This window comes from Actinacidiphila sp. bgisy160 (assembly GCF_965342435.1).
In the GTDB taxonomy this organism is placed as follows: Bacteria; Actinomycetota; Actinomycetes; order Streptomycetales; family Streptomycetaceae; genus Actinacidiphila.
In genome coordinates, this window is record NZ_CBDRCM010000015.1 from 65,517 (window position 1) to 77,030 (window position 11,514).

9 protein-coding genes are annotated in these 11,514 nt (G+C 71.8%); 3 read left to right on the top strand and 6 right to left on the bottom strand.

From position 1 onward, the window contains the following. Positions 1–1,007: 1,007 nt before the first annotated feature. A complete protein-coding gene (locus tag ACRWNP_RS15130; protein WP_431961723.1) occupies positions 1,008–1,274 on the top strand; it encodes a WhiB family transcriptional regulator in 267 nt (88 codons plus the stop codon). A gap of 294 nt (positions 1,275–1,568) precedes the next feature. Here ACRWNP_RS15130 and ACRWNP_RS15135 read toward each other — a convergent pair whose 3' ends face one another. Next, the gene (locus ACRWNP_RS15135) at positions 1,569–2,069 is read right to left on the bottom strand and encodes a carboxylesterase family protein (RefSeq protein WP_431961724.1); all 501 of its coding nucleotides are present in this window, start codon (positions 2,067–2,069) and stop codon (positions 1,569–1,571) included. 177 nt (positions 2,070–2,246) lie between these two features. On the opposite strand from ACRWNP_RS15135, the gene ACRWNP_RS15140 reads away from it, so the two are divergent. Continuing rightward, positions 2,247–3,098 carry an NmrA/HSCARG family protein gene (locus tag ACRWNP_RS15140; protein WP_431961725.1) on the top strand — a complete coding sequence of 284 codons (852 nt, stop codon included), beginning with the start codon at positions 2,247–2,249 and terminating at the stop codon, positions 3,096–3,098. 191 nt (positions 3,099–3,289) lie between these two features. Here ACRWNP_RS15140 and ACRWNP_RS15145 read toward each other — a convergent pair whose 3' ends face one another. From ACRWNP_RS15145 to ACRWNP_RS15155, 3 genes are read right to left on the bottom strand one after another with little or no spacing between them, the layout of a single operon-like run. Next, positions 3,290–4,138 (bottom strand): oxidoreductase, encoded by an 849-nt coding sequence (locus ACRWNP_RS15145; protein WP_431961726.1) that lies wholly within the window; start codon positions 4,136–4,138, stop codon positions 3,290–3,292. A gap of 19 nt (positions 4,139–4,157) precedes the next feature. Then, positions 4,158–4,910, bottom strand: a complete 753-nt coding sequence (locus ACRWNP_RS15150; protein WP_431961727.1) for an SDR family oxidoreductase — start codon at positions 4,908–4,910, stop codon at positions 4,158–4,160. A 58-nt stretch (positions 4,911–4,968) separates the two neighbouring features. Continuing rightward, entirely contained in the window at positions 4,969–5,688 is a 720-nt protein-coding gene (locus ACRWNP_RS15155) for an SDR family oxidoreductase (protein ID WP_431961728.1), read from the bottom strand. Between the two features lie 242 nt (positions 5,689–5,930). On the opposite strand from ACRWNP_RS15155, the gene ACRWNP_RS15160 reads away from it, so the two are divergent. Next, the gene (locus tag ACRWNP_RS15160; protein ID WP_431961729.1) at positions 5,931–7,325 is read left to right on the top strand and encodes a D-alanyl-D-alanine carboxypeptidase family protein; all 1,395 of its coding nucleotides are present in this window, start codon (positions 5,931–5,933) and stop codon (positions 7,323–7,325) included. A gap of 90 nt (positions 7,326–7,415) precedes the next feature. Here ACRWNP_RS15160 and ligA read toward each other — a convergent pair whose 3' ends face one another. Both ligA and ACRWNP_RS15170 read right to left on the bottom strand, forming a co-directional pair. Next, the gene (gene ligA / locus ACRWNP_RS15165; protein ID WP_431961730.1) at positions 7,416–9,473 is read right to left on the bottom strand and encodes an NAD-dependent DNA ligase LigA; all 2,058 of its coding nucleotides are present in this window, start codon (positions 9,471–9,473) and stop codon (positions 7,416–7,418) included. A gap of 374 nt (positions 9,474–9,847) precedes the next feature. Continuing rightward, positions 9,848–10,852 (bottom strand): NAD(P)H-dependent flavin oxidoreductase, encoded by a 1,005-nt coding sequence (locus ACRWNP_RS15170; RefSeq protein WP_431961731.1) that lies wholly within the window; start codon positions 10,850–10,852, stop codon positions 9,848–9,850. Between the last annotated feature and the right edge of the window lie 662 nt (positions 10,853–11,514).

Consider the following 11,514-nt stretch of genomic DNA (forward strand, 5'->3'; position numbering starts at 1 on the left):
GCGGCCCGGGCCCTCGCCATGTCCCGGACCCAACGCGGCCGTCGTCTTTCCCTACGAGCGCCGGACCGACGCGTTCGGGACGTGCGTTGTCCAGTCGCTCATGGACACTGCTCGAAAGGCTGGGTAAGCCGATGGATCACCGGGAAAAAATGTCGCACCCATTTCCGATCTGCTGGAAGGGCGGAGAAAGCTGCTCGACCTCGCCTGCGGATTCCTCTGCTCCGCGACGCACGCGGAAGAGCGGTCAAGGAGACCTGTCGGCACTGGTACGCCGTGGGTGACCGTGAGATGGCGGATCCGCGGGCATGGCCGGCCGAGACGCCGGCGAATGTCTGTCTGTCCCGCTCGGTGTGGGTGCGCGGCGCGACGGAACGCCGTGATGAACCGGGAGCCGGGGTCGTCGCGGAGCTGACCCGGCAGTCCCTGCGCGGTTTCCGGGGCGCGCGCCGGGATCGGACGGCACCGGAAGTGGTCCGTGCGTTCCGGACAGCGTGCAGATCGCATGACCTGCGGCTCCTGGCCGGCCTGCCGGCCACCGACGGCTCGGCCGTCTTCGACGGCGGCGGGAAGATCCGGACGCCGGCCGGAACTGCCGGTCAGCGGTGCCCGCGACGTCACCCGCTGCCTCGGCGCGCTGCCGGCCCCTGGTGAAGGTCGGTGACATGCGGTCGGCGGGGCCGCGGCGGCGATCAGCCTCGACGTGCACGACGGCCGGGTCGTCAACGTCCGGCTCAGTCGTGAGCCGGAGACAATCGATGTGAAACAGCAGCTGATTCCGGAAATACCGGTCACTGCGGATGCGGGCATCGCCACAGGATGTTCGGATTCCGACCATAGGCTGTGTCTATCGACGCCTTCCAATATGCATCTTGGACGTCCCCGCGTGCTCGTTCATAGCATTCGGACATGGCACTCACCGGAATTCGTCCGGCAGGGGACAGCGCCTTCGGGAAGGCCGTGACGGACGTGAGCGGTGAGCGGGCACGACCACCTACGAGGAGGCTTCCATGAATTGGCGCGACGCCGCGGCATGCAGTGGGGAAGACCCGGAACTGTTCTTCCCCATCAGTGGCAGCGGCCTGGGAATGGTGCAGATCGGCGAGGCCAAGGCCGTGTGCCGGCGGTGCCCCGTCACGGACCGGTGCCTGGAGTGGGCACTGGGCGCCGGCCCCATGGAGGGCGTCTGGGGCGGCACCACGGAGGGCGAACGACGCACGCTGCAGCGCCGCGCGGTTCGTGAGCGGCTCAGAGAGACGAGCGAAACCGCCGCCTGAGCCGCCCCATGCGACGGCTCGCCGGTTTCCGACACCGCCTGCGGGATGGAATCAAGACACTCATGGAGGCCCTGCGCCGCCGCACAGCTGTCTCCTCGTCCCCATGGGGACTCATGCTCATGCGGGGCAAGGACCGGGGCGACTGAGCACCCCCTCGAACCCGACGCTGAAGGACCGGCCCATGCTGATGGGGTACACGGACGCAGCCGGACCTGGTCCAAGACATCCTGGACATCACTGCACTGGTCGATCGGTTCCGGCTTCCGTCCATGGTCAACTGATGCAACCCAGACTCTACGGCCAGACCCGGTGAACCTTCCCGTGCTCCGGCCGGGAATGTTCGCCGGCCCTCTCCCAGAACGAGCAGTGGTGTGCGGAGTACGCGTCGACGGGGTGGATTCCGCCTGGTCCGGGAGCCAGCGACTGCACCGGCTGCGCGAGAGGTGACGAAGAGCGCAGGGCCGGCCAGAGTGGGGCGGCCGGGGAGTTCGGGTCGCCGGTGTGCGCGATGCCGAGGGCGCCCGCGGACTCACCGAACAGGGTGACATTGCCCGGATCACCGCCGAAGCGCTCCGCGTTCGCCCGCACCCAGCGCAGGGCCGCCTGCTGGTCCGCCAGTCCGAACGGTGGGGCGGAGCCCAAGCCGGGGTGGCCGAAGTAACCGAAGATCCCCAACCGGTAGTTGACCGTGACGACGACCGTGTCCCCCCGGACCGCCAGCTGCCCGGTACCGTAGTCACCGCCGGAACCGCCCAGGAACGCACCGCCGTGCATCACCGGTACTGAACGGCTCACCTGGTGCGTCGCGCCGCGACGAGGATTTCCCGGACCGCGACGCGTGGAGAACGGCTCGAAATCTCACCCCACGGATGCCTCCGTGTTGTCGCGCAGGTGTGTGCGCCGCGGCCGGATACGGTTCTTCCGCTGTCATCGCGCCCATTTCCGTGCAGTCGACGATGAAGGAGATTCCCGATGGCTGATGAGCCGATCCTGGTGCTTGCCGCGACCGGCGGACAGGGCAGGGCCGTGACCGGGGCGCTGCTGGGCCGCGGTGCCAGGGTGCGGGCGATGGTCCGGGACCCCGAGGGGGAGGCCGCGCGCCGGCTCGCCGATCGGGGGGTCACCGTCGTGGCGGGTTCCCTGGGTGACCGCGGTTCCCTCGCCGCGGCGATGGACGGGGTGGCCTCGGTCTTCGCCCTCACCACCCCCTTCGAGGCCGGCGTGGACGCCGAGGTGGCCCAGGGGCGGTCCATCCTGGCAGCCGCCCGCGAGGCGCGCGTGCCGCATCTGGTGTTCAGCTCGGTCGCCGGGGCCGACCAGGAGAGCGGGGTGCCGCACTTCGACAGCAAGGCCCGCATCGAAGCCGAACTGGCCTCCGGCGACGTGCCCCACACGATCCTGGGGCCGACGTACTTCTACGACAACGCGCTCGGCGGAGCGGAGCGCATCCGCGGCGGGGTGCTCGACCTGCCGCTGCCCTCCGACAGGCCGTTGCAGCAGCTCGCCCGCGCAGACCACGGCGCCTTCGCGGCCGAGGTGCTGCTGGACCCCGCACCCTACGTGGGGCGGCGTATCGAGCTGGCCAGTGACGCGCCCACTCCTGCGCAGATGGCGGACGCGCTGGGCGCGGCCCTGAGGCGGGACGTCCGGCACGAGCGCGTACCGCTGGAGGCCATCGGCAATCCCGACATGCACGCGATGTGGACCTTCCTCAACGGACCCGGTTACCGCGTCGACCTTCCCTCGCTGCACGCGGCCCACCCGGAGATCGCCTGGACGGGCTTCGCCGACTGGGCGCGAGCCACCTTCGCCCCCGACGACTGAGCCCGGACGCATCCCCGTGCCCTCGGCGGGGACGGCGACCTGCTGGTCGCCGGCGCCGGACGGAGGCGGAAGCTCGGCCCGCGGCGACTTCCGAGGGCCCTGAGCCGGACCGCCGACCTCGTCCGGCACGCGTCACCCGCGCCAGACGGGACGGCAGCCATGAGGATCGATGGCACCGCGCAAACGCGCCGTCAGGCCGCTGAGCCGGTGGCGTCGTGGTCGGTGGACAGCGCGAGGGGCCGCCAGGCGTCGGTCTCCTTGCGGAGCTGTTCGATCTTGCCGTCCATCGCGGCGGCGCAGTCGCTGCCGAGTTGGGCGCGCATCGGCGGATGGTCGGCGTCGGCGAGCTCGATCATGGCCCGCGCGCCCTTGACGGGGTCGCCGGGCTGGTCGTGGTTGAGGGCAGGGACGGCGTCGCGCACCGCACCCGCGGTGGCGGCGTAGTCGTCGATCAGCCGGCCCTCGGTGTGCAGGCTGGACGCGTCGAGGAAGTCGGTGCGGAAATAGCCCGGTTCGATGATGACGACGTGGATGCCCAGCGGGGCCAGTTCGTCGTGGAGGGCCTCGGAGAGCCCCTCCACCGCGAATTTGGTCGAGCAGTAGACGCCGAAGCCCGGCGCGCCGCGGAAACCGCCGATGGAGCTGAGGTTGAGGATGCGGCCCGACCGCTGCCGGCGCATGACCGGCAGGACGGCGCGGGTGACGTTGGCCAGACCGAAGACGTTCGTCTCGTAGACCGACCGGAACGCCGCGTCGGAGATCTCCTCCACCGCTCCCAGCACACCGCGCCCCGCGTTGTTGACCAGGACGTCGATCCCGCCGAAGGCGTGCACGGCCGCGTCGACCGCCGCACGGGCCTGCGCCTCGTCCGTCACGTCCAGGGCGACCGCGAGCACCCGGTCGCCGTACGCGGCGAGCGCCTTCTCCACGTCCCGGGGGTTGCGTGCCGTCGCCACGACGCGGTCTCCGCGTTCCAGCGCCTGACGCGCGAGTTCCAGGCCGAACCCGCGGGCCGCGCCGGTGATGAACCATGTGATCATGTCTGCCGGCCTCCTGGAGTCAGTGCGCGATGAGGTTCTGGCCGCCGTCGATGTCGTACGTCCCGCCGGTGAGGGCGTCGTTGCACATGACGTGGGTGGCCAGAGCGGCGACGTCCGCGGGTCCGACGACGCGCCGGATGGGCAGCTTGGCGCGCAGTTCCTCGCGCCGGGCCTCGAGCTGATCGCCCAGGAGCGACGCCGACAGTGAGGTGTCGACGAAGCCGGCGGCGATCAGGTTCACGCGGATCGGCGCCAGCTCGAGCGCCAGGTTCGCGGTGAGCGCGGGAAGGGCCGCGGTGAGCGTGGACGCGACGGCCATGCCGACGCCGGGGCGCCGGCCGCCGGTGCCGCCGATGAACAGGAGGGTGCCGCCGGGGCGGACCTTGTCGGCACTGTAGAGCGCCACCCCCAGGGTCATGGCCAGACGTTCGCTGAAGTGTCGGCTCGCCTCCGCGAGGTCCATGTCGGCCAGCGGCATGTAGAAGGGGCTGCCGGCCGTGAGCAGCACGTGGTCGACGGTGCCGGGCAGGCCCTGGAAGAACTCCTTGAGGCGGTCCGTTTCGGTGGCGTCGAAGGCCGCCGTGCTCAGGGGCCGGAGCTCGTCAGCGGCCTGCCGCAGCCGCTCGGGGTTGCGTCCGACCATGACGACCTCACCGCCGCCGGCCCGTACGCGGCGTGCGGTCTCGAAACCGATGCCCGCGCCGGCCCCGATCACCACGACGGTCTGGCCGGTGAGGTCAGGGGGGTTGTGGTGCGCCTTGCCGCCTGTCATGGGCACCTCCGGTTGCCGTCCCGTCGTGGCCGTCGTGGCCGTCGTGGCCGTCGTGGGGTCAGACCAGCGCCTCGCCGCCGTGCAGCTGCGGGTACAGCGCCTCGGTGCCGCCGGACAGCGCCGCCCGGACCCGCTTGGTGGTGTCGTCGGCGAGGACCTCGTCCGCCCCCGCCTCCACGCCGTCGAGGACGGCGCGGGCCACCGTGGCGGGATCCTCCTTCGGACCGGTCACTGCCGCGGCCATCTCCGTCGCGAGGTAGCTGACGTGGAGGGCGGTGACCTGCGTGCCCTGCTCGGCGAGCGCCACCCGCAGGGCATTGGTGATCGACCACTCGGCGGACTTGGCGGCGGCGTACCCGGCGGTGCGCGGGATGGACACCCAGGAGAGCACGGAGAGGACGTTGACGATGGCGCCGCCCCCGTTGCGCCCGAGAACGGGAGCGAACGCCCTGCTCATGTCGAGGGTGCCGAGGACGTGCGTCTCGAATTCCGTACGGAACGAATCCAGGTCCGCGGTGAGTACGTTCGCCCGGGTCGTGGAACCCGCGTTGTTGATCAGGAACGTCACGTCCCCGGCCTGCTCGGCCGCGGCACGCACCGAATCGTGGTCGGTGATGTCCACCGCGATCGGGACTGCTTCGGGGACGGTGACCTTCGCGGGGTCGCGGGCTCCCGCGTACACCTTGGCCGCCCCGGCTTCGAACAGCGCTCGCACGAACTGCTCACCGAGTCCGCGATTGGCTCCGGTGACGAGGGCGACGGACCCTTGGACCTTCATGGGGGCACCTTCCCGGCGTGCGCACTCTCAGGGCTGGGCGCGTGGTCACGGCGCCACGGCAGCCCGTGGTCGTCCTCCCTCTTCGAACGTATATCGCCCCCGTTGCCGCCACCACCTGACGCGGCCACGGGCCGGGGGCCGTGCGGGTGGCGGTGGCACCCCATTGGCGGCGCTCACGATGCCGCGGCCGCCACGGTCCGGAAACTGGTGCTCGGCAGCGAAGTGTCGTGGAGGAGGTCGGCGTGACGGGCGAGTCCTCCGGTGGGGCGGATCAGCAGGAGTCGTCGGGGGAGACCGCCGAGCCGAACGAGGCGAACAGCGTGGCGGACCCCTCCGTACGCACAGGCGAGCGCCGCACGCTGCTGGACGAGCTGACGAACCCACCTCCGCCGCCCCCGCCGCCACCTCCGGTGACGGCGGAGCGCGCCACCGTGAACCCGCTGAAGGTCTGGCTCCCGGTGGTCCTGTTGCCGGCGCTGGTCTTCTGCGTGGTCCAGTCGCTGCGCCCGCTGCCGGCGCCCACCCTGAAGCTGACCGTGGCGCCCTCCTACACCTTCGGCGGCGGTGCGCCGTCACTGCCGTGGCCCGCCGAGGGCCAGGCGGTGCTGGAGGCCGAGGGACTGGGCCGCATCGGTGCGTTCGGCGAGCAGCGGCCGGTACCGATCGCGAGCGTCGCGAAGGTGATGACGGCCTATGTCATCCTGCGCGACCACCCGATCAAGGAGGGCGGCACCGGCGCGACCGTCGTGGTCGACCGGAAGGCCGAGGAACAGTTCGGCAGCGGGCAGACGGAAGGGGAGTCCGTCGTCAAGGTGACCGCGGGGCAGAGGCTCAGCGAGTACGAGGCGCTGGAGGCCGTCATGCTGCCCTCGGCCAACAACGTCGCCCGCCTGCTGGCCCGCTGGGACGCGGGATCGGAGGAAGCGTTCGTGCGGAAGATGAACGCCACCGCCAGGCAGCTCGGCATGCGTGACACGACGTACACCGACCCCAGCGGCCTGGACGCCACCACCGTCAGCACAGCGAGCGACCAGGTCAAGCTGGGGCATGCGGCGATGAAGGACCCGGTCTTCGCGGAACTGGCCGCCAAGACCCGGTACACGGACCTCAATGGCGACGTCCAGAGGAACGTCAACCAGCTGCTCGGCTCCGGCGGTGTCGTCGGCATCAAGACCGGCAGCAGCACCAAGGCGGGCGGCAACCTCCTCTTCGCGGCGGTCCGTGACTTCGACGGCACGCAGCAGCTCGTCATCGGCGCGGTGCTCGGGCAGCACGAGGCGGACATCCTCGACACGGCGCTGGGCCGCAGCAACACGCTGCTCCAGGCCGCACTGCGGGCCCTCGCCCGGGACACGGTGGTCAGGAAGGGCCAGGTCGTCGGCTACGTGGACGACGGTCTCGGCGGCCGGACGGAGGTGATGGCGGCCGAGGACGTCCGGGCGATCGGCTGGGGCGGACTGGAGGTCGGTCTCTCCCTGGACGCCCCTGTCGATGGCGTCCCGCACGCCGCTCCGGCCGGGGCCCCGGTCGGCATCCTCACCGTCGGGGGCGACGACAGCGCCGTCAAGGTGCCGGTGGCCCTCGCCGGCCACCTGGCCTCGCCGTCGTTCGGCTCGAAGCTCACCCGCCTCGGCTGACACCGGACACACGGGAAGAGCGCCCGTGGGGTGACCGTTGCCGGCCGCGGGCCGTGAGTCCCACGAGCCGGAGAGTTCCCCGGTCAGCAGTTACCCGTCCATGGCGGGCACCCCGGATCCCTGGACGAGGTAGTCCGCGACCAGGTCCGCGAACTCCTGCTCGGTGAGCACCCTCGTACCCAGCTCCTGCGCCTTGGTGAGCTTGGACCCCGCACCCTGGCCCGCGACGAGGATGGTCGTCCTCTTCGACACGCTGCCCGAGGAGGAGCCGCCGGCGTTGCTGACGAGCTCGTTCATCTCGTTGCGGTTCCTGCCGGCGAGCGGCCCGTTCATGCCGCCCGTGATGACGACGATCTGACCGTCCAGCGGCTTCGCCTCACCGGGTGTGCCGGCGGGGGCCGCCGAAGGCTCCGTCATGGTGACGCCCGAGGCGACGAGCTTGTCGATGACGGCACCCATGGCCGCGATGTGGGCCGCGATCTTGGGTGCGTTCGCCGCCGGGAGCTTGTGCACAGCGGCCAGCGCGTCGGCGTCGGCGGCGCGTATCGCGTCCATCGTGCCGAAGTGCCGGGCGATCTCCCGGGACAGCGTACGGCCGGTGCGGACGATGCCCAGCGCGCAGAAGACCCGGTTGAGGGGCTTGGTCTTGGCCGCCTCGATCTGCGCCACCACGGTGTCCGCACGCTTCTCGCTGCGGGTCGCGTCGACCAGTTGCTCACGCGTGAGGCCGAAAAGGTCGGCCACGTCGGCGAGTGCGCCGCCCTCGACCAGCGCCTCGAGGTAGGTGGTGCCGAGACCGTCGATGTCGAGCTGGTCGCGGCCCACGGCGTAGCGAAGCGCGGCCAGCAGCCCGCAGCCGCCGGCGCCGCCCGCGCACTCCCACCGTTCGCCGGAGGTGTCGATCTCGCCGCCGCACTTCGGGCACGAAGCGGGGAAGACGACGGGTGCCTCGTCGCCCGTGCGCAGTTCCACCACGGGGGCCTCGATGCGGGGGATGATGTCGCCGGCCTTCCACACCATGACGGTGTCGCCGATCATCATGCCGCTGTCACGGATGAACTTCGGGTTGTGCAGCGTCGCGTACCGGACCACGCTGCCGTCGACCTCGACCGGCTCCAGCACGGCGCGCGGCGCGATGATGCCGGTGCGTCCCACGTTCCACTCCACCGCGAGCAGCTTCGACTGCCGCACGGCGGCGGCGAGTTTGTACGCCGTCGCCCAGTGCGGGTGGCGGGTGGCGAACCCGGCCTTCTCCTGCTCGGCGACCGCGTCGGCCTTGATGACGACGCCGTCGATGCCGAACGGCAGCTCCGCGCGCAGCCCGGCGATCTCGTCGACGCGGCGCTGGACCTCCTCGACCGTCGCGCACACGCGCGGTCCGACCAGTGCCGCGGCCGTGGTCTGCACCCCCGCCGCGGCGACCGCGTCCATCATCTCCGTGTGCGTGCCACCGGGCAGGCCGATCACGCCGTACGCGTAGAAGGTCGTCTCGATCACGTAGGGGCGGTCCTTGGCGCGCAACGTCCCGGCCGTGCCGTTGCGCGGGTTGGAGAAGACCTTCGCCCCGTGGGCCGTGCGTATGGCGTTGGCGGCCTCGAACTGCTCCCGGGTGAGCAGCACTTCCCCGCGCACCTCGAAGGTGGCCGGCGTGTTCAGCTCCAGCGGCAGGCCGACGATCGACCCGATCGCGTGGGAGACGTCCTCGCCGAAGGCGCCGTCGCCCCGTGTGACGAGCTGCGTCAGGCGGCCGTCCACGTACCGGGCGGCGATGGCCGCGCCGTCCAGCTTCGGTTCGGTGACGTAGCCGCCCTGCACCGGCGCCCCCAGGCGACGGGCAACGGACGCGTCCCACTTGGCCAGTTCCTCAGGGCTGAACACATTGTCGAGGGAGAGCATGGGAACGGTGTGGGCGACATCGCCCGTCGGGGCGGCACCGCCGCCCACCTTGCCCGTGGGGGAGTCCTCCCGGACGTCCTCGGGGTGCTCCCGCTCGTACTCGCGGATGCGCGAGGCCAGCAGGTCGTAGGCGGCGTCGTCGAGCGGACTCGTCCCGTCGCCGTAGTAGGCGGCGCAGGCCTGCAGGGCCGTGTCCACGGCGGAGCGGTAGTCCTCACGGGACATCGGCGGGGCAGCGATCAATGTCGTCATGTCCCGAATCTTGGTGCAGGGGTCTGACAGTGAGGCCGTGTGCGGAACCGGCCTGTGGATAACCCCAGCGGCGGCCGGCGGGTCCGCTCCTCAGCGGTCGCCGGCGCGGCCGGCACGTCTTCGGCGGTGCCGAGGAGGCGAGTGGAGGAAACTCGCCCGGGTGCACGAACCTCTCGTGCACGACGTCCCCAAGGCCAAGGACGCAGACCTCGTGGGCCGTCCTCGTCGGTGGGCCTCGACACACCTGCCGCCGGGGCGCTCGGGTGTTCCGATCGGCCCGAGGAACCGTTCCACCGAACGGCCTCGTCTCAAGGTTCCGACGGCGCAGGACTCCGCCGAGTGGCGCACACGCGCCTCGTACGGGCCCTTGTCCCTCAGGCGGGCTCCTTGCCGATGCCGCCGCACGCCTTGCACAGCAGCCTGGCCGCTCCGTCGGCGAGTTCGCGGACGACGTCGAGGGCCGACTCGATCCTGGTGACCGTGCCGACCGCCTCGCCCGCGTAGAGGGCCATCGCGTCCACGCGCCCGGTCGTCGTCCGGAGCGGGCAGACCGGGCCGGACGCCGGAATGGGCACGGGCATGCCGCCCAGCAGCGCCTCGCCCGCGACGTCGGTGTCCAGGGTGCGGGCGCGTTCGACGCAGGCCGACAGGACGCGGTGCGGCGCGTCCGGCCATCCGGTCGAGAACTGCGTCGTCAGTTCCGTGTCCCGAGCGCCCGCCCTGATCAGGGCCTCCTTGTATTCCGGGTGCGCGTCGGACTCGTAGGTGGCGACGAACCGCGTGCCGATACGGGCCGCATGCGCCCCGGCGGCCAGGACCGCGGCGAGGGACCGTGCGGTGCCGATGCCGCCCGCCGCGACGACAGGGACGTCGACCGCGTCGAGCACATCGTCGAGGAGCGGCAGCAGGGGCCGTACCCCGCGGACGTGACCGCCCGCCTCCCTGCCCTGGGCGACGACGAAGTCACACCCCGCGTCCGCCGCGGCCCGGGCCTCCTCGGCCGAACCCACCTGCCACGCGGCCAGCGCGCCGCCGCGCTTGGCACGGGTGACCAGCCGGGCGACGGGATCCGCGTAGAAGAACTCGACGACCGGCATCCGCTCGGCGGCCACGTCGACGCACGCCTCGTCCTCGAGCAGCGGCAGGATGAAGTTGACCCCCACCGGGCGGGACGTGCGCCGGCGCACCGCGTCGAGCAGTTCGGCGAGTACAGGCGGTGGCACCCTCGGGTAGCCGACCATGCCGAGCGCCCCCGCCGCGGACACCGCGTCGGCGAGGTCGAGCCCGCTCACCCAGCCCATGCCGGCCAGCTGGATCGGCACGTCGCAGCCGACGAGATCGGTGAACCGGGTGCGCAGGGGGATGGGTACGGTCGCCATGTGCTGATGCAAGCGCCCGGCCTCGGGCCGCCGCCACTGCGACGCGTCGCAGTGGCGGAGCGTCACCCTGACGGCCCATGCCGTCGCGCGGGCCGCCGCCGGCGTCGACAGGGTGGCGCCGTACGAAGTCGAGGACGGTCCAGGCGACGAGCGCGGGGGCCTCCGAGGGGATGCGCGTGGCTGACGCCCGGCAGGATCACCTGCTCGGCCCGGGCGGGCCAACCGGCGGGCGCGAGGCTGCGTGCCCGGCAGGGCCTGTCGAGGCACTCCCTGACGCCTCCCGCCATCAGGGGCGCCGGCCGGCGCACGACTACAGGCCGGCGGGGTCGGCGTCCCGGGCGGCGAACGCCCCTCGCTCGCGCTCGAAGAAGTACCGGCTGCTGAGGACCGAGCTTCCCGAAGCCCCCTGAGCCAGCACGCGCGCCATGACGTCCAGGTACCCGGGCGCACACACCTCGGTCCGGTGTCCGGGGGAGTTCACCTTCAAGCCCGGCGTCAGCGCGGTTACGGTCCCTGCCGACGGCGAGCCGTTCAGGCGAACAACCGCTGAAGTCCTGGAAATCCAGTGCCAGGCACATGAACTTCCGTGCCACACTGACCAGCAGTCCGGGGAGAGTGTTGCCGGCGCACCGGGCCCCGGCCGCGTGCCGCACCGAAACGCG

Excerpts from the sequence above, each read along its gene's own strand:
- ACRWNP_RS15130 (WP_431961723.1), top strand. The coding sequence starts at position 1,008 with ATGAATTGGCGCGACGCCGCGGCATGCAGTGGGGAAGACCCGGAACTG.
- ACRWNP_RS15140 (WP_431961725.1), top strand. The coding sequence starts at position 2,247 with ATGGCTGATGAGCCGATCCTGGTGCTTGCCGCGACCGGCGGACAGGGC.
- ACRWNP_RS15145 (WP_431961726.1), bottom strand. The coding sequence starts at position 4,138 with ATGATCACATGGTTCATCACCGGCGCGGCCCGCGGGTTCGGCCTGGAA.
- ACRWNP_RS15150 (WP_431961727.1), bottom strand. The coding sequence starts at position 4,910 with ATGACAGGCGGCAAGGCGCACCACAACCCCCCTGACCTCACCGGCCAG.
- ACRWNP_RS15155 (WP_431961728.1), bottom strand. The coding sequence starts at position 5,688 with ATGAAGGTCCAAGGGTCCGTCGCCCTCGTCACCGGAGCCAATCGCGGA.
- ligA (WP_431961730.1), bottom strand. The coding sequence starts at position 9,473 with ATGACGACATTGATCGCTGCCCCGCCGATGTCCCGTGAGGACTACCGC.
- ACRWNP_RS15170 (WP_431961731.1), bottom strand. The coding sequence starts at position 10,852 with ATGGCGACCGTACCCATCCCCCTGCGCACCCGGTTCACCGATCTCGTC.